The organism is Parabacteroides faecis (genome assembly GCF_014647375.1).
GTDB lineage: Bacteria > Bacteroidota > Bacteroidia > Bacteroidales > Tannerellaceae > Parabacteroides > Parabacteroides faecis.
In genome coordinates this window covers 1-19,370 of the sequence record NZ_BMPB01000023.1, presented here as the reverse complement: position 1 = coordinate 19,370, position 19,370 = coordinate 1, and the positions used below count along the sequence as shown (strand labels likewise).

At 43.3% G+C, this 19,370-nt stretch carries 17 protein-coding genes; 9 read left to right on the top strand and 8 right to left on the bottom strand.

The genetic code is table 11. The annotated features are described in order from the left end of the window. Positions 1–132: 132 nt before the first annotated feature. From IEY67_RS24705 to IEY67_RS24685, 5 genes are all read right to left on the bottom strand, one after another. On the bottom strand, positions 133–2,121 hold the full coding sequence (locus IEY67_RS24705; protein ID WP_183672515.1) for an Mfa1 family fimbria major subunit: 1,989 nt from the start codon (positions 2,119–2,121) through the stop codon (positions 133–135). 107 nt (positions 2,122–2,228) lie between these two features. Further along, positions 2,229–3,656, bottom strand: a complete 1,428-nt coding sequence (locus IEY67_RS24700; RefSeq protein ID WP_183672514.1) for a DUF3868 domain-containing protein — start codon at positions 3,654–3,656, stop codon at positions 2,229–2,231. Between the two features lie 23 nt (positions 3,657–3,679). Continuing rightward, positions 3,680–4,282 (bottom strand): DUF3575 domain-containing protein, encoded by a 603-nt coding sequence (locus tag IEY67_RS24695; RefSeq protein ID WP_370450054.1) that lies wholly within the window; start codon positions 4,280–4,282, stop codon positions 3,680–3,682. 24 nt (positions 4,283–4,306) lie between these two features. Then, positions 4,307–5,407 (bottom strand): sigma-70 region 4 domain-containing protein, encoded by a 1,101-nt coding sequence (locus IEY67_RS24690; protein WP_183672513.1) that lies wholly within the window; start codon positions 5,405–5,407, stop codon positions 4,307–4,309. 423 nt (positions 5,408–5,830) lie between these two features. Next, complete coding sequence (locus IEY67_RS24685; protein WP_183672512.1) at positions 5,831–6,814, bottom strand: tyrosine-type recombinase/integrase; 984 nt, start codon at positions 6,812–6,814, stop codon at positions 5,831–5,833. Positions 6,815–7,600: 786 nt separating this feature from the next. Here IEY67_RS24685 and IEY67_RS24680 point away from each other — a divergent pair. The 5 genes from IEY67_RS24680 to IEY67_RS24660 all read left to right on the top strand — a co-directional run bounded on the left by IEY67_RS24680 (position 7,601) and on the right by IEY67_RS24660 (position 12,414). After that, positions 7,601–8,725: an aldo/keto reductase gene (locus IEY67_RS24680; protein WP_183672511.1), complete on the top strand. Its 1,125-nt coding sequence runs from the start codon at positions 7,601–7,603 to the stop codon at positions 8,723–8,725. A 34-nt stretch (positions 8,726–8,759) separates the two neighbouring features. After that, positions 8,760–9,587, top strand: coding sequence for a carboxymuconolactone decarboxylase family protein (locus IEY67_RS24675; protein ID WP_122360210.1), 828 nt, complete (start codon positions 8,760–8,762; stop codon positions 9,585–9,587). Positions 9,588–9,591: 4 nt separating this feature from the next. After that, on the top strand, positions 9,592–10,404 hold the full coding sequence (locus IEY67_RS24670) for a helix-turn-helix transcriptional regulator (RefSeq protein WP_183672510.1): 813 nt from the start codon (positions 9,592–9,594) through the stop codon (positions 10,402–10,404). 133 nt (positions 10,405–10,537) lie between these two features. Beyond that, positions 10,538–11,701: an aldo/keto reductase gene (locus IEY67_RS24665; RefSeq protein ID WP_183672540.1), complete on the top strand. Its 1,164-nt coding sequence runs from the start codon at positions 10,538–10,540 to the stop codon at positions 11,699–11,701. Between the two features lie 71 nt (positions 11,702–11,772). Then, positions 11,773–12,414, top strand: a complete 642-nt coding sequence (locus IEY67_RS24660; protein ID WP_075557736.1) for a flavodoxin — start codon at positions 11,773–11,775, stop codon at positions 12,412–12,414. Between the two features lie 250 nt (positions 12,415–12,664). On the opposite strand, the gene IEY67_RS24655 is transcribed toward IEY67_RS24660, so the two are convergent. Next, the gene (locus IEY67_RS24655) at positions 12,665–13,099 is read right to left on the bottom strand and encodes a DUF6078 family protein (RefSeq protein ID WP_075557737.1); all 435 of its coding nucleotides are present in this window, start codon (positions 13,097–13,099) and stop codon (positions 12,665–12,667) included. A gap of 493 nt (positions 13,100–13,592) precedes the next feature. Between IEY67_RS24655 and IEY67_RS24650 the strand changes: the two genes are divergently transcribed. After that, entirely contained in the window at positions 13,593–14,363 is a 771-nt protein-coding gene (locus IEY67_RS24650; RefSeq protein ID WP_183672509.1) for a LuxR C-terminal-related transcriptional regulator, read from the top strand. Here IEY67_RS24650 and IEY67_RS24645 read toward each other — a convergent pair. Together IEY67_RS24645 and IEY67_RS24640 are read right to left on the bottom strand one after the other, a co-directional pair. Then, entirely contained in the window at positions 14,356–15,408 is a 1,053-nt protein-coding gene (locus tag IEY67_RS24645) for a thiamine pyrophosphate-binding protein (protein ID WP_183672508.1), read from the bottom strand. The two genes, IEY67_RS24650 and IEY67_RS24645, sit on opposite strands and share 8 nt — an antisense overlap. A 183-nt stretch (positions 15,409–15,591) precedes the next feature. Beyond that, positions 15,592–16,497 carry a helix-turn-helix domain-containing protein gene (locus IEY67_RS24640; RefSeq protein ID WP_122351428.1) on the bottom strand — a complete coding sequence of 302 codons (906 nt, stop codon included), beginning with the start codon at positions 16,495–16,497 and terminating at the stop codon, positions 15,592–15,594. A gap of 231 nt (positions 16,498–16,728) precedes the next feature. On the opposite strand from IEY67_RS24640, the gene IEY67_RS24635 reads away from it, so the two are divergent. The 3 genes from IEY67_RS24635 to IEY67_RS24625 all read left to right on the top strand — a co-directional run bounded on the left by IEY67_RS24635 (position 16,729) and on the right by IEY67_RS24625 (position 18,852). Beyond that, a complete protein-coding gene (locus tag IEY67_RS24635) occupies positions 16,729–17,607 on the top strand; it encodes a carbon-nitrogen hydrolase family protein (RefSeq protein ID WP_183672507.1) in 879 nt (292 codons plus the stop codon). Positions 17,608–17,936: 329 nt separating this feature from the next. Continuing rightward, positions 17,937–18,413, top strand: coding sequence for a YdeI/OmpD-associated family protein (locus IEY67_RS24630; protein ID WP_183672506.1), 477 nt, complete (start codon positions 17,937–17,939; stop codon positions 18,411–18,413). A gap of 37 nt (positions 18,414–18,450) precedes the next feature. Beyond that, positions 18,451–18,852 carry an ASCH domain-containing protein gene (locus tag IEY67_RS24625; RefSeq protein ID WP_183672505.1) on the top strand — a complete coding sequence of 134 codons (402 nt, stop codon included), beginning with the start codon at positions 18,451–18,453 and terminating at the stop codon, positions 18,850–18,852. Positions 18,853–19,370 lie beyond the last annotated feature (518 nt).

Sequence of the window (19,370 nt, the reverse complement as noted above, 5' to 3'; positions counted from 1 at the left end):
ATTCATGCTAGTGTGTTAAAAATAAGACATCTGAAGCAAAAAGGGTAAAGGGCCGGGAGGTTGCCCTCCCTTGGCCCTAGACACACATGAGTGCTTCATGCGAGTTGATTATTGAAACAACGGTTATGTGCATTAGAGAATGATGTTGTCGTTCAGACGGTTTACCCAGTTCTTAACATAAATCTCAACAGAAATCTTCAATTCATCGCTTTCGTCCGGATTGTTAGGATCATCCTTGCCAGGAGTGAAAGGCAGTGGATCGCCCAAATCCCTAACACCTGTTACACTCAACTGATAAACATTGTTACGGACAATAGCAAACTCCATTACAGACATCAAGTTCGGATTCTGGTTATCATCGTGACGAATCCAGAATTTGTAATAACTCTTACCGCCGAGATAATAGGATACTTCATAGTTTTCATATAGAATACCAGCGTAGGCCTGATCCGATTGATCATCTTGAGTTAAATTGCTATATTTAGCGTCAGCTACAAAAGAATTATAATTCAAAAGACCTTTAATATCATCAAAAGTTGATTCATCGGCTCCATCAAAAACACCTTTCAAATAGGCTTTAAACGCAGCTTCAACCGGATTTGATTCCTGCATTTTGTCTACAATAGATTCTAGTGTGGTTAAGTCTGGACCATTTGACAGCCAACTACCATCCATGAAACCTTCGTACAGCGGCTTTGACATATCTTCAATATTAACAAAAGCCATCGCAGCAATTGTCTTAACATCGGCATAATTAACCTTTACATGATGTCCATCTGTACCCAAGTGGTTGGCTACAAAGAAACTTTTATCTTGAGGTAGGTTTGTTCTTCCAGATGAAATCACACCATCACTATATAGGCTAACGCCAAAACCCTCACCAGGAGTAAATGTAGATTCGAAAATCACACCAGTTGAAAAACCATTCTTCTGCTGATCGTAAGCTGTTGTATTTTCTCTTGTGTACAAGATTGGCGTAAAGTCTCCGGATGTATACTGGCTTCCAGTTAAAACAGAAACATCTTTCCAAGCCCCATTTGTTGGATCTAAAGTGGTCGTGTTTGAAATAAAGTGATTAGTATAAGAAAAGTTGTTGTTATTAAAATTATCAGTTTGAGTTGCTGTTTTAGTTCTTGTTTGTGGATCCAATACGTAATTAAACGTACCTGTACCATTGCCGGTATTGTTCCATATTTCATCGCCCAAGTATTTATATTCACCATCACTATATACCGCATCCACAGCTGGTATAGCACCAGTCCAGCTAGTCACAGATGGAGAAACCTGCTTAAACATATATGTATTACCAGTCCACAAGTTTACAGGTAAATAGCGAGTAACAGCGAATGTTCCGTCTGTTCTTGAACTGCTTGACAAGTTCTCTGCAACCTTCAAATCAACACGAGCAGCCAAACGTTCTACATATACTGTAGTGTGAGCAGGATTACCTTCGCTGGTATTATTCTTACTCAGTTCTACTGTTGATTCTGCTGTATTTCCCTTCATCTGATGGGTAGACATTACAAAATTAGTATAGGAAGCAAGATCTGATGCACCACCAGTCCATGCCTTATCAAACGTTGCATCCCTTAACTGTGATAATTTTGTATAATTTGTGAGAGAACTTCCAGCATTAACAATTGTCAAAACCTGATACGTTTTAGACTCATTATCACCTAATGGATCTTTCAATGTTACTACGACATCAGCTTTATCATGGTATGCTTCACTACCGCCATTTGGTGTTTCATTTAGGTTGCCTACATAACCATGTCCTGCTATATCTATATCAGTAGTAAGATCAGCGTTCAAAGTCTTCAGTAACTTATCATTCTCAGTTATACTTGCAGGAACTTCAAATAAGAAGATATTAACATCGTTAATTTCATCTTCTTTCAATCCTTTAATTTCCTCCAAATACTGGTCACCTTCACCATTGGAACTTCCAGCCTTCGTAAAACCGCCACTCGTTCCAGTAGCAATATTTACAGTCAGGTAGCATTTCTGGCCATTGAGTTCTTCCGGATTTTCCAGTTCTGTACCATCTCCAATTTTGTCTGTACAGCCGGCAGCAAGTAGAACGACGGCTGCCATTGCTGCGTAAAGTCTGTTCTTTTTCATGTTCACTTTCATTTTTTAGTTTATGAATTAAGTTATTGATAAATAGTTTCATTTTTGGATATCGCAAACAAACCTTGCCTGGACACCTTAAACAAGATAGCGGCCAGCTACTCCCGCCAAAGGCGGATTTGCTCCAGATTCTTTTCTACGGCTTCCGATACGCTCGGGGTACCTTTCAGCCGGTCGAGCAGTTGCTCTGCCCGATCGAGATCACCCTCCAGCATGACGATGGAAGCTTCCGCCAACTGCTTCTCCGGAGAATCGGCAGCCTTGCTCAGATAGCGTTTTGCCTGTGCCAACTGCTTATTACCGATGGCTGTATTGGCAGCGTTCAGATTAGACACAGGGTCGTCGGGATACATGCGGACGGCAATCTCGAAGACTTCGTTGTACTGGTCGCTGCCCGGCTCGTAGGTCTGTGCCACGCGGAACATCTCGTCCAGGCTCAGCTGCTTCGGATCGGTGTAGATCAGTTCCTTGGCCTCTTCTACGGAAAAGTTTCGGATGGTGTACTTCACTGCATAGTCCGAATGTCGCAGGGAGGGATAGATGTCGCGGAGGATAGCAGGGTATGAAGCGCCACCGTTGAGCGTCTTGAGTTTCCATTCCTTCTGGTCGAGGTCGGCGGGCTGGTCGGCACGGATGATGTCGAGCAACTCGGCCTTGTCTGCCAGCCCGGAGGTTTCGATGTGTGCGGCCAGTCCGTCCCAGTCTTCGGGTTCGAAGTCGACGGTGAAGGTGGCGCGGTCGAAATGATAGAGTCCTTTCACGTAGTCGCTGAGCGCCTTGGCACGGTTCTCGGCCAGGTAGCTGTTACTCTTATAGCTGCCTTCGGGCGAGGCAAAGCCTTTAATATAGACTTCGGTGATGGTAGCATACGGGTCGTTGCGTACGGATTCGACCGTTTCGCGTATTTTGGCCAGCTCGGCCCGGTTGTCGCGATAGTCGGGTGCAATGGTTGTCTTGCCTACGGGGAAGTCGAGGAAGGCGCTTCCCTCTTTGGCACGTGCTTTGACGGTTTCCATTTTGGGCGTTTGATAGCAAAGGAAGGGGGTCATAATCGGTTTTTCAAGCTGTATGGCGAAGAGCGGCGAACGGTTACTTTGCATCGCTTCCCATCCGCAGCCGCATTCGTCGGTGACAAGGGCCACTTCGGCATTGTTCATCCAGGAGGCGTAGGGCGTACGCACCTGGTAGTCGACCGTCTGTTCTTTCCCGTTGCGGCGGCGCAGTTCGATCTCCTGGTTTTCCTGGCGGTTGCGGCCCGTACGTTCATACAGGATGTGGCGGCTGCGACCATTGATGATGACCGGGGCGAGCGGACGTATACTGTCGCCGCGAACGATGACGGGGGTGCAGACGATGCTGCGGTTGCCTGCCAGCCGGATTTGGCTCAGGTCGAGCGTCATGCCCATAACCAGCGCGGAACCCGCCTTTTCCACAATCTTGTCTTTGACGACGATTTCCTGTGCGCCGGCAGTTACGGCTGATAGCAAAAGGCCAGCGGTCATGATGAGTATGTTGTTCTTTTTCATGTGCTCAGATAGTTTAGGATAGTTTAGAATTGATAAATCAGGCTGATGGCTGCCTGCGTGGGGCCGAAATAATGTTTCTTGACAGTCTCCTGCTTGCGTCCGCAGTTGGCACAGGGGTATTTCTCCGATTCGAGGTAGAGGTATCCCACGCCCACCGTGGCTTCGAGGTTCCAGTGTTTGGAGAGCAGCCACGAGTAGCCGTAGCTGATGCCTGCGCCTGTACCCCATCCCTGGTGGCGTTCGCCTTCCGTACCCAGCAGCTTGATGTCGGATACATTATATAATAGGTAAGGGACATGCAGGCCGACAAAGTGCTTGTGGAATGTTTCGCAAAACCAGTAGCGCAGTTCCGGATGGACACGCAGGTGCTTGAGGGATTGGCCATAGCTGCCGTCATCATTCTTCCCGTCGAAGGGATTGACGCCGACTTCGGCACTGAGGCTCCAGTGGCGGGCAAGGCGTACTTCAGCACCCAGGTTGAAGGTAGCCGTAGCCCAGTACGGAAGGTTGGTCTTGATACCAACAACCGAACCTTTACTTTCCACCACGCCAGGCCGTACAGCTTCCTGTGCTTGAGTGAAAAGTCCTGCCATCAGCAGGCTTAGGATAAATGTTAATCTTTTAATCATAATCTGTTTGTTATTTTATTGTTACTGTATCTTTCTTTTCATGCGAAGCTTTGCCGCATTGCTTACCGCCAGCTCAGGCTCGTGCCGGTGAAGGTAGTCGCGGAAAGTATCAGGATTGAAACCGTATTCGGACGCCACTTGCGCCAACAGACGAGGGGTCGTACGAAGGCTTTCGATGGCACCGGCGTATTTGGAGGCGGTAGACTTGAGGTAGCGTTTCGACTGCTTCAGGTCGAGTTCATAGACATTGCAGTCTGAGGCTGGCACGACTCCCCGCCGTTCGAGCATGAGGTCGCGGTGCCATTTGCGAAGGTGATTGCAGAAACCGCCCAAGGAGACACCCGTACGAGCTACGATTTCCTTGACCGTCAGACCGGTCGTACGGTAAAGCTCCAGCGATTCACGGTATTTCTCGCACGATTCGGGATGCGGTTCGCGGATACGGCTGTTACCGCTAGCCTTTCCCGGTTGACGGGATTGGGCGGCCTCCTGCCGTTCGCCGTTCTTTTGCTCCAGCAGTTCCTTATGGTAAAAGCGGAGGTATTGGCTGAGTCCGCCTATCGACACACCGCACTTCCTGGCAATGGCCGGCAGGTTCATATCGGTCGTACGCAGCAGCTCGACGGCGGCGGCATAGGCTTCGACACTGTCGGGATGGGCACCGCGCAGGAAGTTGTCGGCCAGCCCCAAACGTACGCGAGTCTTCTCCCGGCGTTCCAGAATCTCCGGATAATGGAGTTTCAGCTGGTTGGAAAGAGAGGTTCCGTCCAGGTTAAACTGCCGGGCGATTTGGGAGATATTAAATTCGATATAAGACAGGTTGTCGCAGGCTTCAATGGCTTCCTTATATTTATGGTAGGCTGCCGGTGTTTGTCCCCGACGACCGCGCAGCTTGATGGAAGCAAGTTCATTCGAATCCGCTTCGACCCCGTAACGTCGTAAGACCAGGTCACGGTGATGCCGTCTCAGATAGACGCGGAAAGCGGAAAGGCTGACTCCACATTGACTGGCTATTTGTTTGCTTGTCATGTCCGTGGTGGCATACAAAGATACCGCTTCCGAGTATTTCTCGGAAAGAGTGGTTACAGAAGGAGAAAATGTTGTCTTTTTATCATCAACCATTTCTAATGCTGGTTTTGTTTGAACTTATTTATGAAATAAGTTTTATCAGCCCGGAAAAACCACACTGAGAAAGAAAGACTGAAAGACAATAGGATAGTTTTTCTTTTATTTTATCTTTCAATTGTGTTTAAAAGAGTATAAATCCACTGTTACTTTCACATAACAGCTGTTAAAACACAAGGAAGGGTGACCGATCATATTCTCATTTTATCAAATTCAATATAAACAAGCTATTACCGGCAAAAAAATTGTAAATTACAGACAAAACACTAATACCAGATCTTCTTTACTACCTATACACATAAAAAGTGTGATAATTTTTTCTTTATTTTTACTAATATTCTTACCTTTGTGGACATCTAGTATTAGGTATTAAGACAAAAGCGAATAAGAATCAACATTCATTTCGTAATTGTTCTTATTTCATAAATAAGTAGCTTCAACTCCCCGCCAATTTATGCGTTTCTGCTTATCCGACAGTATTTTACAAATCGGATTTGTAATCTTTCGATTCGCCTGATCGAGTTCCGGCTGGTCGAGTCGGTTGAAGTAGCCCCGCGTCGTTTTTTCGTTCGTATGCCCTAATGCCTGACTGATCACGGCGATATCCACATGCAACCGACGGGCTTCGGAGGCCCAGGTATAACGCATCACATACGAGGTAAGGTTATTATGAATACCCAATAACTGCCCCACCTGTTTCAATGTTTCGTTATGGGCAGACAGCATGGACTTATACTGTTGGTAAGTAGCCGAGGCAAACATCACAGGGAAAAGGTAATCGCTGCCCGATGATTCATATTTACGGATCATCTGCCACATGCCGGAGGTGATCTCGACACGTATCTCTATACCGGTCTTATGCCGGTTGTACACGATAGCCTGTCCATGGATATTCTTCCGCGTCAGGTGCACCATGTCTACAAAAGGCATGCCATACGCCATAAAGCTGAAAAGAGCCAGATCCGTTGCCAGGGTCAGATCGGGACGGTCACGAAAATCGGCTGTCGCCATCTTTTTCACCTGCTGGTCCGACAATGGCTTTTTGACCGTCATATCGCGTTTCAGTCTCAGTTTGTGGAACGGATGCAGTTTTCTTTTAAACGGTTTGTCGTCGAAGGCGGCATTGTATATCGCCCGAAGACTGCTCAGGTAGCTATTGATCGTATTGATCTTTAATCCTTTTGCCTGCAAGTAAGCCTGAAAATCGTTCACCTGAGTCGCCGTTACGTCACAGACCCGAATATCCCTGTTTCCCTGGAAGACAAAAAAATGATGACCGGCTGCCTGATAAAGATCAGCCGTACTGTCTTTTCCCATCAGTCGCTTGCTTTCTGCCCGTCGACCGACATATTCATGCAGAAAAAGCCCTTTTTTCTTCTGATTGTTTTCTTTTGTTATTGCCATACATGATTGGTTATATTAGTAAATCAAAATGTTATACTTTTACAGGAATTAAAATCAAATATATCATTTTATTCCATTATTTGTAACATCACTTTTTCCATGGAGAACGCTTTCAGGGTAATTTCACCTTGTTCCGCTCCCATTTCTTCCCCTATAAACCTTTTTTGCACGGTCATAGTTCTCTTCACCCGGCTTATAATTTATTTTTTCCGGCAGCTGACAGTGATTTACCCGGCAGGTAAAAGCAGGAAATGGTCTCTTCGGATAAGAAAACGGATCGAAATCTTCTCTTTTTATCTCTATAACGAGAAAAAACCGGACTCAACATCTAATGACAATATGTTTGTCTTTCGGAGGTAAAGGCTAACAGGTACTTTAATTACCCGGCAGGTCATCAGCTGATAAAGAACAAAAATTTATCTGTTCAGCTTTTAGGTTATCTTTCTGTATTTACTGAACGTCGGGAGAAACGCATAAAAAAAGATATCCTTAACCAAGCCTTCATGCAGAAGACTGGTTAAGAAGATAAAATAGCAAAATGTAAATATGAATTATTTATTCTTCCAGCAATCCTTCCAGGTAACGTTCCGGTGACAAACCGATGGGGCAACCCGAAACACCGGAAAACGATAATGATGAAAACGAAACGCCGAAGAATATGGATATCCAAAATCAGTAAAATTGGTACAAACTTCCCACTTATCGTTACAACTGCTTTTACAAGCCTTGCTAACTTTGCATTATCAAAAATAAACTTATAACAATCATTCATAAAATTTACAAGTTATGGTTAGAAGAGATTTTCTGAAAATGTCATCGATGGTAACAATATCGTCAATCGGTACATGGACGGGGGTATCTAAAGTCTTTGCACAATCCCCGTCGCAGTCTAAAGACGTACGTTCTTATGACGGCAATACGTCGGACAGTATGGAATATCGCCAACTCGGAGGACTGGACATATCAGCCATCGGCTTGGGATGTCTGCCTATGGTGGGTTACTATGGCGGCAGATACGATAAGCATGAAATGATAGCTCTGATCCGCCGAGCCTATGACAAGGGCGTTACTTTTTTCGATACGGCAGAAGTCTACGGCCCCTATACCAGCGAAGAGTGGGTCGGCGAAGCTCTCGCCCCGTTCCGCGACAAAGTGAAAATCGGTACGAAGTTCGGATTCGGAGTCGAGGAAAAACAACCGACTGCACTCAACAGCCATCCCGACCATATCCGTCGGGCGGTAGAAGGCTCCCTGAAGCGCCTTCGTACCGACCACATTGACTTGCTATACCAACACCGTGTCGATCCTAATGTACCGATGGAGGACGTGGCCGGAACCGTAAAGGATTTGATGCAGGAAGGAAAGGTATTGCACTGGGGCTTGTCCGAGGCCAGCGCCCGTTCCATCCGCCGGGCACACGCCGTTTGTCCCCTCTCGGCTGTGCAGAGCGAATATGCCATCTGGTGGAGAGAACCTGAAACCAAAATCTTTCCGACACTGGAAGAACTCAATATCGGCTTCGTTCCCTACTGTCCACTGGGGCGTGCGTTTCTCACCGGAATAATCGACGGTAACAGCCGTTTCGAGAAACCCGACCGCCGGGCAACACTGCCTCAGTTTACGCCAGAAGCATTGAAACACAATATTCCGCTCGTCACTTTGGTACTCGAATGGGCACAACGCAAAGGAGTAACACCTGCACAATTTGCCCTAATCTGGATGTTGTCGCGCAAGTCATGGATTGCTCCGATACCCGGTACGACCAATCCGTCACACTTGGACGATTTTCTCGGAGCAGGGACAGTCCGCCTTTCAGCATGGGAAATGGAGGAATTCGACAAGGAGTACGCAAAAATCGACCTGATGGGTCATCGGGCAGATCCCTTCACAGAAAGTCAAATAGATAAATAAAAACAAATAACTTCATCCTATAAATCAATTAGCAATGAACAAGATTCTTTTAATTTCAGTATTCACCATTTTAACACTCAATGTTATGGCACAAGAAAAAATAGTACAGACAGCAGGGCGCACCCAATTAGGCGAGTTCGCCCCCAAATTTGCAGAACTTAACGACGATGTCCTTTTCGGCGAAGTATGGAGCCGCACCGATAAACTTGGTCTGCGCGACCGCAGTTTAGTGACCATCACCTCTCTCATTAGCCAGGGTATCACCGACAATTCGCTCGTTTTCCATCTTCAGTCGGCAAAGAAGAACGGTATTACCCGCACCGAGATTGCCGAAATAATCACCCACATCGGTTTCTATGCCGGTTGGCCCAAAGCGTGGGCGGCATTCAATCTGGCCAAAGGCGTATGGGCGGAAGATTCTACCGGTGAAGACGCCAAGGCCGCTTTCCAACGCGAAATGATTTTCCCTATCGGCGAACCCAATACTGCATATGCACAGTACTTCATCGGTAACAGCTACCTTGCTCCCGTTTCCCGAGAGCAAGTATCGATAGCCAATGTTACTTTTGAACCTCGTTGCCGCAACAACTGGCACGTACACCGCGCAAAAAGCGGCGGCGGACAGATGCTCATCGGCGTAGCCGGACGCGGTTGGTATCAGGAAGAAGGCAAGCCGGCGGTGGAGATTCTGCCTGGCACAGTGATTCATATCCCTGCTAACGTCAAGCATTGGCACGGAGCTGCAGCCGACAGTTGGTTCGCTCATTTAGCATTCGAAGTCCCCGGAGAGAATACTTCCAATGAATGGCTCGAACCGGTGACGGATGAAGAGTATAACAAACTCGAACAGAACAAACAATAAATATATGGAACAATTAGATGTATTCGATTGCTCGAATGTGCTTATAGCGAGCTATTTCACTGACGACCGGGGATGTGCCCACGAAAACAGGGAACATACGCTTATTTATCTGTGCTCCGGTGAACTGGAGATAGAAGAGCGTGGCAAGAAAACCGTTTTGCATCCGGGGGAGTGTGCTTTCATGCGGCGCGATAACCGGATGTGGTTGCAAAAAAAGGTCGAGGATGGGAAACCGTACCGTTCTGTCGTGTTGAAATTCTCAAGACCTTTTCTGAGAGAATTTTATCAGACTCTTAACCGGCAACAAATTCCAACTGATTCTAAACGCGATAAAGTAAGTCTGCGTGTATTACCAGGCAACAGACCGGACATTCGTTCACTGTTCGAATCCATCATACCCTATTTCGATGCAGGCGAAAAACCGTCTGAAGATGTACTGAGGTTAAAAATGACTGAGGGAGTATATGTACTACTCAATACCGACAGGAACCTTTACGCCTCGTTGTTCGATTTTGTGGAACCGTGGAAAATAGACATTCTCGACTATCTGAATAATAATTATATGTGCGACCTTTCGATGGATGAAATTGCAAGTTATACGGGACGTAGCTTGGCGACTTTCAAACGAGACTTCGCCAAAATCAGTGACCTGACACCACAGAAATGGATTATCAGACGTCGCCTGGAGGCTGCACATGATTTGATAAAATCAGGTAGAAAAAAAGTGACGGAAGCCTGTTTCGATGTGGGTTTCAAAAACCTGTCTCATTTCTCCAAAATATATAAGGAAACGTATGGGGTTGCCCCATCATGGTAAAAAACAGAGATGTATTTTCGTAAAACACTACTTAACTAAATGAACTTTATAACAAACCCTTTTGAGCCTCGCAGCAAAGTCGTTGCGAGGCTCTCTTTTTACCTTTGCCTACAGAACATTAAAACAAAAAATTATGGAAAAGAACAATCAAATGAATCTCAGCCGTCGCGGATTTCTCAAGACGGCAACCTTAACAGGAGTAGCATTGACCATGCCCACCGGACTGGATAAAGTCTTTGCAGCGGAAACGAAACAGACGGCAGTCTCCGATAACGACAGCGATGCCGCTCATATTACGGGACATCGTATATTAGGTACGGGAAAGGCAGCTTTCGAGGTATCGACACTCGGCTTTGGTGTAATGGGTATGACTTACAACCGCAGTCAGCATCCAGACAAAAAACAGTGCATCCGATTGTTGCATGAAGCGGTGGATCGGGGTATAACACTCTTCGACACGGCTATCATCTATGGGCCGTTGACTAACGAAAATCTAGCCGGAGAAGCATTGTCCGAATTCAAAAACCGGATCAACGTAACGACTAAATTCGGACATGAAGTTATCGACGGGAAAGCCACGAGTCGTCAGAACAGCCGGCCGGAGACTATTCGTCGCTATTGCGAAGAGTCGCTCCATCGCCTCCGGCTCGAATCGCTTCCCATGTTTTACCAGCACCGCTCTGATCCGGATACTCCGGCAGAAGAAGTGGCATCGACCATTGCCGACCTGATGAAAGAGGGCAAGGTACAACACTGGGGCATGTGCGAAGTCAGTGCCGAGACCATCCGCAAAGCTCACGCTGTTTGTCCGTTGACGGCTATCCAAAGCGAGTATCATCTGATGCACCGGCTGGTAGAGGAAAACGGGGTGCTCGATACCTGTCAGGAGTTGGGGATCGGCTTTGTTCCGTACAGCCCGCTGAACCGTGGATTTTTGGGTGGCTGCATCAATGAATACACGGTTTTTGATGTAAACAACGACAACCGCCAAACCCTGCCACGCTTTCAACCGGAAGCGATGCGTGCTAATACCCGTATCGTGAGTGTGCTCCAAGCCTTCGGCCGCACACGAGGCATGACTTCGGCACAAGTGGCACTCGGCTGGTTACTCCGGAAAGCACCGTGGATCGTCCCCATCCCCGGAACAACGAAACTGGCGCATCTGGAAGAAAACCTGCGCACACAGGAATTTACTCTTTCACCCGAAGAATGGAAAGAGCTGGAGGATGCAGTAGCCGCTATTCCCGTTGTCGGAGACCGATACAACGCCGAACAGCAGCGTCAAGTAGGCCGCTAAAGAATCAATCCTACAAGACTTCTCAAACTTTCAGCATTGGAATAATTGTTTAATTATAAAATAAGAATCATATGAAAAAGTACCTGTATCTACTGTTTGCCACTCTTATAGCGGTAGGATTAAATGCATGTTCTCCCGATGATAATGAGCCGGATAACCCGCAGACCGAGACTCCGGAAACACCCGACAATCCGAATCCGGCCCCAACGGGCAAGACACTGATTGTATATTACAGCTACACGAATAATGTACATTCTATTATCAACGATCTGCAGACGCAAATAGAAGCCGATGTGGTAAGGGTTGAACCTACCGAAAAAGGGATAGACTATGCCGCCAACAATTATGCGATTGGCAGTGCATTGATTCAGGCAATCCGGGATAATCCGAACGATGCGAATTCTTATCCATCTATTGAAACGACAATTGATAACCTGTCCGATTATGACAGAATCATCATAGGCGCACCTCTCTGGTGGAGCAATATGGCTGCGCCCCTGCAAACATTCCTATTTCAATACGGCAGTCAGATGGAAGGTAAAAACATCGGTTTGATCGTATCGAGTGCAAGCAGCGGGATCAACGGTGTCGAGTCCGATGCCAAACGGCTCATTCCGGGCGGAAACTTCCTCACACCAAGCCTATGGATACGTTCATCTCAAACATCCAACTGTCACTCGATGATTGCCGACTGGCTGAATGAGATCAATTAAACAGCAGATAATGATAACACCTCTTTTTATGGGCGGTATCGGCATGCAGGAAGTACAGCGAGCGACAATTGCACAGTTAGAAAATCCTCTTCCCGTGCAAGATGCTCTGTCCTTTAAATGACAGTGTCTTGTCATACTGATGGAAATGTTTTGCCATAGTAATGGCAAGAGTCTGCCAAAGGCATGGCAGAGCTCTGCCACTACTATGGCAGTAGCCTGCCAAGCCTATGGCAAAATCCTTTCCCCGTTACTACCAGGCATAATCTTCTACATAGGCATCAAACTTCGGTGGTTCATCAATTCCACATCGTACCAGAATGTGCTGTATCTCTTTTTGTTCGGCAGGAGAAAGTAAACGTTCGCCTTTACGAACCCGATAGTAAGTTCTTTCACTGAAAAGGTTTCTCAAACGAGAGATGACGCTTTTCATCTGTGCGTAAGGCAGATTATCCAACAAACGTGTAAAGCCTTTGGCATAAATAACTTTCACGTCAGGACGATAATGCGGACACTCCCCCTCCAGTGTAACCTGGTATTTGGGACTAATAATCATCCAACGCTCGACGCTGTCCGAAATATCCTGTTCTGCTAACTGTCGCAAACAAGTAGAGGCTTTGGGGCACTCCCGTTTAAGGCATAAAGCATAGTTGAAGGGAATTTCCGGGAAAAGATGTTTTTCTTCCATACTAGTGATAAGTGTTTATTGTGTTAGTTTTCGATATAAGATTAATCAAACCAATCGTGTAAATGTAAGCATTCTTTTGGTGTAAACAGAGTGATTCCGGCAAAAAGGGACTAAATAGATATTATAGTTTACTTATTGTCACTATTATATTCCTCATCACTTACCGGTTTCAACCATACAGTCATACAGTCAGCCCATTCTCTCGTCCGGTTATTACTGTCTGAATAAATTCGCTGTCGGGACTTGCTCCATGCCAGTGAGGTATATTGTACGGGCTCCGGGGGCGAAAGTGACTGAACCTACTTCATTTTGATCAAGGCTGTCGGCTAAAATCAAATAGCCGGAAAAATCTCTGTTCGGATAATGGGGTAACCATATTTATATCAATTAAAGAGTAAATGCAAAATGACTATTTGGCAACAATATATTACCTTTGTGCAATGGTAGTTGACTAAAATGAACTGCTAAATAGTGATATATAGCTATTTTGATAATGAATCAAGAGATAAAAGACATTCTACAAGAAATATATATTGACCACAAGTTGCAGGATGTCAACTTGGATTATCTGGTTATAGATAAGTATAAATCTGATTTGGAAAGACTATCAAAGCTTAGTGATAGGTGTTTTTTTATTGTCGATTTACACACATTTGAGTATGTCTATACTTCTGCTAATTTTAAGAATATCTTTGGCTTTACACCTGCTGATAAGTCGGATGGTGTGAGTAATGGTAATTTATTAGATTCTAAAATTCATCCCGATGATTTTCTTGACTATAAAAAAACAATGCTAAAAGTAGGAGCTTTTCTTCTCCAACAGACCAAAGAAGAACGTCCTAATTTTAGACATGTTTTTGAGTTGAGAATCCAAAATATGCAGAATCAATATATTCGTGTTTCATGGGAACGGCAAGCTTTAGAAACTGATAAATCAGGGAATCTATGGCTAATGTTAGGTACTATTCATGTTTTGTCGAATCAAAGTAATGCAACTAACTTTAATAGCTTCTTTATAAATCTGAAAACAGGAGAACAGATTCCTTTTAGTTTTCCAAATGAACCTCACTTTGAGCTAACCCCAAGAGAGAAAGATATTTTGATCCTTATTCAACAGGGGTTATTAAGCAAAGAGATTGCCGATAAATTGTTTATTAGCGTAAATACGGTTAATATTCATCGGCAAAACATCCTACAAAAAATGCAGGTTGGTCATTCGATTGAAGCATTGGAGTTAGGACGTAAACACGGTATTCTTAGGTAGTTATTTGCAATAAATAACTATGGTTCGAGTTTAGCATTTTTTGAATTGCAACATTTAGGTCATTACTTTTGCTAATTTTACAACTTTCAATATCATAGGCATTTGCAAGAGACAAAAAATCAGGATTTTTAATCTTGTATTTATCTGCTGCTGTCTCATCTAATAATATAATCTTTATATCTAACCCCTGTTGTTTTATCATTCCTAATTCTTTGGCGGTAGCCTGAAATTCTAAGGTTCCTGCCACCAGACATATTGTCTTACCCGGAGCTGCATATTGGGCTCCGATTGCAGCAGGCAGCCCAAATCCTGAAACACCATATATATCTGATTTAATAACCTTATTGAAACAGAAATTATCTCCGTCAAAAAAATCATTCGGAACTTTATCGATAACAAGCACCATTTCCCTCCCGTTTTCGCTAAGGCATTTTAGTATCTCTGTGTAAAATTCATTTCTTGGAAATTGACATTCTCCCAAAACGCTCTTTACAAAGCCTTTATTTTTATATAGTTGTGTATTATTTGAAATATATTCTGCCATTCCTGTTTGAGCATCTTTTGTTATGTCCAATAAGACCACACCCGGAGGATCTGCCATCGCAATAACAAAAGCCCTTTCGACTGTACTTGCCATTTCGTCAGCATTGCGAATTTGATAATTCCACTTGGTAATAGGAGCCGTGATACTAAGCATATCTACTTCCTGGAATGCATCTGTTCCAATTAATCCTGAAGACACCTGACCAGTTATTACTACCAAAGGTACTTCACTATAAAATGCATCTGCAACACCTGTGATTGTATTTGTTGCTCCCGGTCCGGATGTTACAATAACTACACCGGGCTTATTTGACAATTGTGCATATCCGCACGCCGCATGTACTGCTCCTTGTTCATGCCTAACAAGTATTTGCTTTATCTCATCGTGGTTAAATAGCTTGTCTAAAATTGATATTACACAAGCCCCCGGATACCCGAAAATGGTATCAACGTTGTGATTAGCAAATACTTTAATTAATATTTCAGTTCCTGATAGCTTCATTTCTATGTACTATAAATAAAGTACAAAGTTAGGGCTACTCATTAACGAGAGCAATAGTGAAATATAACTATATCATTGGATTAGAATACTTCTTTTGATGAGTTGAAAAACATCAATGAGGCCAGTTCTAAAATAAAACTGACAGGCAACCGTTATCCCGAAGAACTGGAACGGACAACCGGGTTATAAAGACGAACTTGCGCGTCTATATTCACTGGGTGTCATATTTCCATATTTCTTAAAGAAGCGAACGAAATGTTGGGGATACTGGAATCCCAGTGAATAAGCAACCTGTGTGATTGATTTCTCCGGGTTCAGTAATTCCTCTTTAGCCAAGTTGAGCATTTTCAATTGGATGTACTCTTTAGCAGATTTGCCTGTTTCTTTTTTTACAAGATCTCCAAAATAGTTGGGAGACAGGCAAATCTTGTCTGCAAAATAGTTAACCGTAGGTAATCCTGCTTTAGCGGCAAGTCCGGAATCCAGATATTCGTCAAGCAATCTTTCAAAACGGGCCAATACGTCCAGGTTCATGCCCTGTCGTGTGATAAACTGACGGTCATAAAAGCGCATGCAATAATCCAGCAGCAATTCGATATTGGTACATATCAATCCTCTGGTATGTTTGTCTATCGCATGTTTCAATTCTGTCCGGATGATAGACAGTATATCCCTTATGATCCGGAGCTCTTCTTCCGACAGATGTAAAGCTTCATTCGACTCGTAAGAAAAGAAGGTATATTTTTTGATTTTCTGCCCTAATGACGTTCCGCTAATAAAATTAGGATGAAACAATAAACCGATGGTCTTCGGAGTCGTTCCCGTGAAATCATTGGAATAACCCACCGTCTGACCTGGTGCAATGGCAACAATTGTTTCGGCATCGAAATCATAAATGCTTTTTCCATAATTGATCACACACCCTTTGGTCTCCTTCAGGAAAAGAGAATAAAAGCCGAGAGTCATCCGGTCCCTTCGCTGGCTTTCCGGCTTGTTAAGGTCGACAATTGCCACCAGCGGATGGAGGGTTTCAAAACCGAACAGGTCATTGTACTGTTCAATCGTATCTACTTTAAGAATCTCATCCATAATATATTAATATTTGATCCACTACAAAAGTAATTCGTTTTTTCCTTATCCTCATCATCGCATGGAAAGAAACCGTAATAATGGTAATGCTTCCCGTAGTTTCGATAAACTTGAAAGTAAAATGACTCCTCGGCGAAAAACGCATAGAAAGCTGCACTTTTCGTATATTTGTTTTCTGATTATTAAAAAATAAAGATAAATACAGAACTATAACATCAAAATAGCTCCATCATGAAAAATCTAAAAGTAGCTTTGTTGCAGCTTCTCCCCGAAGATGCATTGGATAAAAACTTAAGAAAAGGGATGGAATATTGCAGAATAGCAAAAGATGCAGGTGCCGACATCGCATTGTTTCCGGAAATGTGGAGTGTTGGGTACGAAATACCCGAAGACCTTAATAAATTAAAAGCAAGTGCCATAGCGATCGACAGCCCGTTCATCAATTCATTTCGTGAACTCGCCAAAGAATTGCAGATGGCTATCGGAATAACATTTCTTGAACAATATGAACCATTGCCGCGAAATACACTGTGTATGATTGACCGTTTTGGAAACATCGTGCTCATTTATGCAAAGGTACATACTTGCGATTTTGGCGATGAATGCAGATTGACAGCTGGAGATGATTTTCTGGTTGTAAATTTGAACACAGTGCAGGGTTATGTGAAAGTCGGAGTCATGATCTGCTATGACAGAGAATTTCCTGAAAGTGCTAGAATACTCATGTTGAAAGGAGCTGAAATCATTTTAGTTCCCAATGCTTGTCCCATTGAAATTAACCGATTTTCGCAACTCCGAACCCGTGCTTATGAAAATATGGTTGGAATTGCAACCGCCAATTACCCTAAAAACAGGCTTGACTGTAACGGCCGATCATGTGCATTTGACGGCATAGCTTACCATCCCTCAGGAATGGGTTCAAGAGATATGCTTATTTCTGAAGCTGGAGAACATGAAGAGGTTTGCATAGTCAATTTCCCCATTGAGAAACTCAGGGAATACAGAGCCGACGAGGTACACGGAAATGCTTACCGGCATCCGCAGAAGTACAAATTGCTTATTGAAGAAAGCATAGAAGAACCTTTCGTTAGAAGTGATTACAGAAAATAGACGTAGATATATAAAAGAATAAATTACATAGAAACGAAACAATAATAAGGGATCATTCAAGGAAAAAGATTGAATACGAAACTATAAAAATAGATTATTGAATCTATTATAAGGAGTTTTTAGAATGAGTCTTTTATCAAAGTAAAGAAAAAGCCCTGCAATGTGATAATTACAGGGCTTTACTTTACATCTTTCGAGGGTCGTACGAAAGAAGGAACTTTTTTCTACGTCTGGTAAACAGAGAATAAAAAATAATTTGTGCTGCTGACATACTGCTGTCATTCGTACTTAGTATCTTTGTTTCAAAACTAAAATAGATATATCATATTATGAATACAGAAAAACCATTAGTAGACAAAGATTATATATTGTTCAAAATCGGAGGTAAAGGAGGTTGGACCTTTGTCGAAATTCCTGAAATCCCTATGCCCAAAATATCATTCGGGATGTTGAAAGTAAAAGGGAAGATAGATGACTATGAGTTTTCTAATTTGAATATGATGCCTATCGGGAACGGAAATATCGGTTTACCCATCAAATCGGCAATAAGAAAGAAAATCAAAAAGGAAGCTCCTGACACAGTTCATATTACTTTATATGAGGATAAAACTCCATTGATAATTCCGGAAGAATTGCTTTTATGTATGGAATATGAAGAGGGAGCATTAGAAAAGTTTGAAACTTATAGCGATGGCCAGAAAAAGGCATTTATCGACTGGATCAATTCTGCCAAAACAGAACAAACCAAAGCTGACCGTATCGCTAAAACTATACTCAAAGTGCTAAACGAGGATAAGTTTTATTAGAGTTACTTTATTGGCAAAAAAGACAAATACAATAAAAATGGAAATAAAACATAAAATACAGTTTGGAACTACTACCGATAAATTAGCAAAGAAAGTTCTAACAAAAGAAAAGATAGCAACATCTTCCTTATATGACTATCACTGTATGAACCTAAAAGAAACAATAAAAGAGAATGAATATGCCTCTATATTGGATTCACATGGTAGAGAGGTATGCATCATACAAATCAACAAGATCGAAATTGTTGAATTTCAGAATATAACAGAAGAGTTTGCAATTGCCGAGGGTGATGGGAATTTAGAAAACTGGCTAAGAATACATACGGAATATTATTCTTTATTATTAGAAAAAATAGGGAAAAAGCTTACAGGAGAAACAAAACTACTTTGTGAGTGGTTCAAGGTATATCAAAGCGAAGAAAAAGAAAAAGCCCTGTAATATATATTACAGAGCTTTATATCTTTTGCTTCTTTCGAAAGCGGTCCGGACGGAAGATGAACCTTAGCTCTAATCTTCACAGAACCAATATTTTAGTAAGCTCGAAATTTTTTCTCCCACTAATAACCCCACGTGTACAATACTTTAGATTGCTCGGTGTTGCGGTGGTTGTTTGAGTTGGGGTAAAGATACAATTAAAATATGAAAATTGCTATACGATAGATAGAAAATGATAGGAGAAAACTAATATATGCCACTACTATGTGTTTGAGAATTATATTTTTGAAAAACAATTAGTTATGAAGTGCATAATTTGAAAGGGGTATGGTTTAGCAACGTGCGATCTGCTTTAAAATTTTTAGAATTGCATCACTTTAACAACCTGCTATAAAGATAATGCCTAATCTGATAAGAAGGGACTATCCATCTAATTGTGGATAGTGCCGATAAGAACAGGGGGCGTAAAATAAACTGTGTCATGCGCTGTTTTTCTTTCAAGCTCATCGGTCGGGGATCGG

Coding starts and splice junctions, on each gene's coding strand:
- IEY67_RS24675 (WP_122360210.1), top strand. CDS start 8,760: ATGAACAAGATTCTTTTAATTTCAGTATTCACCATTTTAACACTCAAT.
- IEY67_RS24665 (WP_183672540.1), top strand. CDS start 10,538: ATGGAAAAGAACAATCAAATGAATCTCAGCCGTCGCGGATTTCTCAAG.
- IEY67_RS24640 (WP_122351428.1), bottom strand. CDS start 16,497: ATGGATGAGATTCTTAAAGTAGATACGATTGAACAGTACAATGACCTG.
- IEY67_RS24635 (WP_183672507.1), top strand. CDS start 16,729: ATGAAAAATCTAAAAGTAGCTTTGTTGCAGCTTCTCCCCGAAGATGCA.
- IEY67_RS24655 (WP_075557737.1), bottom strand. CDS start 13,099: ATGGAAGAAAAACATCTTTTCCCGGAAATTCCCTTCAACTATGCTTTA.
- IEY67_RS24660 (WP_075557736.1), top strand. CDS start 11,773: ATGAAAAAGTACCTGTATCTACTGTTTGCCACTCTTATAGCGGTAGGA.
- IEY67_RS24625 (WP_183672505.1), top strand. CDS start 18,451: ATGGAAATAAAACATAAAATACAGTTTGGAACTACTACCGATAAATTA.
- IEY67_RS24705 (WP_183672515.1), bottom strand. CDS start 2,121: ATGAAAAAGAACAGACTTTACGCAGCAATGGCAGCCGTCGTTCTACTT.
- IEY67_RS24700 (WP_183672514.1), bottom strand. CDS start 3,656: ATGAAAAAGAACAACATACTCATCATGACCGCTGGCCTTTTGCTATCA.
- IEY67_RS24645 (WP_183672508.1), bottom strand. CDS start 15,408: ATGAAGCTATCAGGAACTGAAATATTAATTAAAGTATTTGCTAATCAC.
- IEY67_RS24690 (WP_183672513.1), bottom strand. CDS start 5,407: ATGGTTGATGATAAAAAGACAACATTTTCTCCTTCTGTAACCACTCTT.
- IEY67_RS24670 (WP_183672510.1), top strand. CDS start 9,592: ATGGAACAATTAGATGTATTCGATTGCTCGAATGTGCTTATAGCGAGC.
- IEY67_RS24650 (WP_183672509.1), top strand. CDS start 13,593: ATGAATCAAGAGATAAAAGACATTCTACAAGAAATATATATTGACCAC.
- IEY67_RS24630 (WP_183672506.1), top strand. CDS start 17,937: ATGAATACAGAAAAACCATTAGTAGACAAAGATTATATATTGTTCAAA.
- IEY67_RS24685 (WP_183672512.1), bottom strand. CDS start 6,814: ATGGCAATAACAAAAGAAAACAATCAGAAGAAAAAAGGGCTTTTTCTG.
- IEY67_RS24680 (WP_183672511.1), top strand. CDS start 7,601: ATGGTTAGAAGAGATTTTCTGAAAATGTCATCGATGGTAACAATATCG.